The organism is Pelomonas sp. KK5, assembly GCF_001984095.1.
Taxonomy (GTDB): Bacteria; Pseudomonadota; Gammaproteobacteria; order Burkholderiales; family Burkholderiaceae_C; genus KK5.
The window spans coordinates 1-3023 of sequence record NZ_LYVQ01000395.1 but is presented as its reverse complement, the minus strand read 5'-3'; the positions used below and the strand labels follow the sequence as shown (position 1 = coordinate 3023).

Here is a 3023-nt window from a genome sequence, read left to right as displayed (position 1 = left end):
CCGATATAGGCGCGGCGCGCGCGGCGGTCCAGCAGCAGCGAGCCGACGCGGGCCTGGTCCGTCAGGTCGAGCCGGCGGCGCACCAGCGCGCGCAGCCGCGCCTCAACCTCGGCCAGGTCGAAGGGCTTGCCGAGGTAGTCGTCGGCGCCGGCGTCGAGGCCGGCGATGCGCTCTTCGGTGCGGTTGCGCGCGGTCAGCACCAGCACCGGCGTGCGGTCCCCGCGGGCGCGGGCATCGCGCAGCGCGCGCAGGCCGCTGCCGTCGGGCAGGCTCAGGTCCAGCAGCACGGCGTCGAACTCCTGCACGCGCCAGAAATGGTCGGCCTGCGCCAGCGTGGACGCCACGTCCACATGGTGGTTCGCCTCGGTGAGGCTGCGGCGCATCGTCTGGCTCAGCAGCGGGTCGTCTTCGACAACAAGGATTCGCATGGGCGCGAACTTACCGCATTTCAGCTGACTTGAAGCCAGCGCCGGGAAAAGGAAATCCGGGTGCGCGGCTACTGCTCATCCACCGCGCCCCGGAGACCTACCGCGGCGGTACTGCTGCTTGCCGCGGTGAAGCCAATGTCCCATGGCCGCACGGAAACATAACTCCCAAGTTGTAGGGAGTCAGCAACCGGATCCGTTCAGGACTTCACGATCAGCAGGCCCTTCAGGTACTCGCCCTCGGGGAAGCAGATCGTCTGCGGATGGTCGGGCGTGGCGCCGACTCGCTCGACGATCGCGCCGTCGACGCCGGCGTCCAGCCCCGCGCCGGCCACGATCTTGTGGAACAGGTCGGGGCTGATGCCGCCCGAGCAGGAGAAGGTGAACAGCAGGCCGCCCGGCTTCAGCAGCATCAGGCCCAGGCGGTTGATGTCCTTGTAGGCGCGCGCGGCCCGCTCGGCATGGGCCGCGGTGGGCGCGAACTTGGGCGGGTCGAGGACGATGGCGTCGAACTGGCGGCCTTCCTTGAGGAACTGACGCAACGTCGCGTTGACGTCGGCATCGAGCGTGCGGTGGCGCGACGCATCGAAGCCGTTCAGCTGAACGTGGGCGTCAGCACGGGCCAGGGCCGGCGCGGACGAGTCCACGCTGATCACCTCCTCGGCCCCGCCGGCCAGCGCCGCCACCGAGAAGCCGCCCGTGTAGCTGAAGCAGTTGAGCACCGTCCTGCAGCCGTAGTGGCGCACCGCATCGGCAAAGCGCTTGCGGTTGTCGCGCTGGTCCAGGTAGTAGCCGGTCTTGTGGCCCTCGGCCACGTCCATCGACAGGCGCCAGGCGTGCTCGCGGATCGTCAGCTCGGTCGCGCCGCTGCCGGCCAGCCAGCCGGTGCTCTCGGGCAGGCCCTCGAGGCCGCGCACGCTGGCGTCGGAGCGCTCGTACAGGCGCGCGAGGCCGGTCTGCGCCAGCAGCGCGGCCACGATGTCCTTCTTCCAGCGCTCCACGCCCGCGGTGCCGAACTGCGCGACCAGCGTGTCGGCATAGCGGTCGACGATCAGGCCCGGCAGGCCGTCGGCCTCGCCGTGGATCAGGCGCACGCCGTCGGAAGCGATCGGCAGCCGTGCGCGCAGCGCCAGCGCGGCGGCGATGCGCTGGCCGAAGAAGGCCGCATCGATGCGCTGGCCCTCGTCGAAGCTCCAGATGCGCACGCGGATCTGCGACTTGGGGCTGAAGGCGCCCCAGCCGAGGAAGCTGCCGTCGGCCGCAACCACGCGCACCGTCTCGCCCGTATCGGCGCCGCCCTTGGCGATCGAGCCCTCGAAGACCCAGGGATGGCGGCGCTGCAGCGAGCGCTCCTTGCCGGCGCGGAGGGTGATGCTCTTCATGGCCGGTCTCCTTCAGCGATCGAGGGTGCCGAAGGCGTAGCCCAGCGACAGGTTCAACATCGGCGAGGACTGCCCCGAGCTGCGCAGCGTGTGCCACTCGCCGATCCCGGCGCGCAGGCGCAGGCGCTCGGTGGCCTCGTACTGCGCCCAGGCCTCCACCTGGCCGATCGCACCGCCATTGACGACCACGCCGCCGCCGCCGCCCGCGCCCACCAGGCCTTCGACGCCGAAGCGCAGCTTGCCGTTCAGGTAGGGCGAGGTCTGCCAGCCCAGGCCGAAGAGGCCGAAGGAGTAGGCGCCGGCATCGCCGACGGCCGCACTGCCCGCCTGCGCGGCGCCATACAGATGGGTGCCGAGCTCGCGCGACATCGTGATCGCCAGCTCGCTGATCGGGCCGGTATGGCCGTCCTTGTAATGCACGCGCGACAGGTGCTGCACGCTGGCGCCCACCGTCAGCGCGCGCACCGTGCCTTCACCATGGTCGCTGTAGTCGAAGGCCGAGACCATGCGGTCCAGCGGCAGGCCCACGCCCAGCCGCAGGAAGGGCGCCGAGAACTGGCCCGAGAAGGAGCGCGCGTAGCCGGCATCGAGATGCAGGCTGGCGCCGGCCCAGGGCGAGACCCAGCGCAGGCTGGGGCCGGCGTGCCAGAGCCAGCCGTTGCCGGTGTTGACGCCGCCGCCGCCGCCCAGGCCGGCGCCGATCTCGGCGCCGACGCGCAGGCCGGTATTGCCCAGCGCCCAGTCCTGGCCGGCCTTGACCAGCAGCTCCATATAGCCGTCCGAGCCGCCCTGCGCGGCGCCGGCCGCCTCCAGCGCCCACCAGCTGCCGTCGGCGATGTACTGGCGCAGGTCGGCGCCGGCCGTGCCCATGCGGCCGCGGCTCGGATTGCCGCCGCGGTCGAAGGTGCGGCTGTCGGGCTTGTACATGCCGCCGAAGACCACCACCTCGTCGAAGCCCAGGCCGGTGCGCCCGCTGCTGGCGCCGCGCTGGCCGGCGTCGCGCGGCGAGAAGCTGCTGAAGTTGCCGGCGTGGCCGATCACGAAGCCGAGGCTGCTGCCCTTGACATTGCCGCTGGGGAAACGGACCTGCGACCAGCTGACGCCGCTGTACCAGCCGTGGTCGAACTCGTTGCGCAGCGAGATCTCGGGCCGCAGCATCAGGCCGCCGCCGAAGCGCAGCACATCCGAGCTGAGCCCGCCACCGGCGGTGACGGAC

At 71.6% G+C, this 3023-nt stretch carries 3 protein-coding genes; all 3 read right to left on the bottom strand.

What is annotated here, in order from left to right:
- The coding region (locus tag B0W88_RS30850) for a response regulator (protein ID WP_144007105.1) at positions 1-428 on the bottom strand (428 nt) is incomplete at its 3' end.
- A gap of 197 nt (positions 429-625) precedes the next feature.
- Positions 626-1807, bottom strand: a complete 1182-nt coding sequence (locus tag B0W88_RS30845; protein WP_077038301.1) for a class I SAM-dependent rRNA methyltransferase — start codon at positions 1805-1807, stop codon at positions 626-628.
- Between the two features lie 12 nt (positions 1808-1819).
- Positions 1820-3023 (bottom strand): hypothetical protein (locus B0W88_RS34005; protein ID WP_077038300.1); only part of this gene is annotated, 1204 nt, incomplete at its 5' end.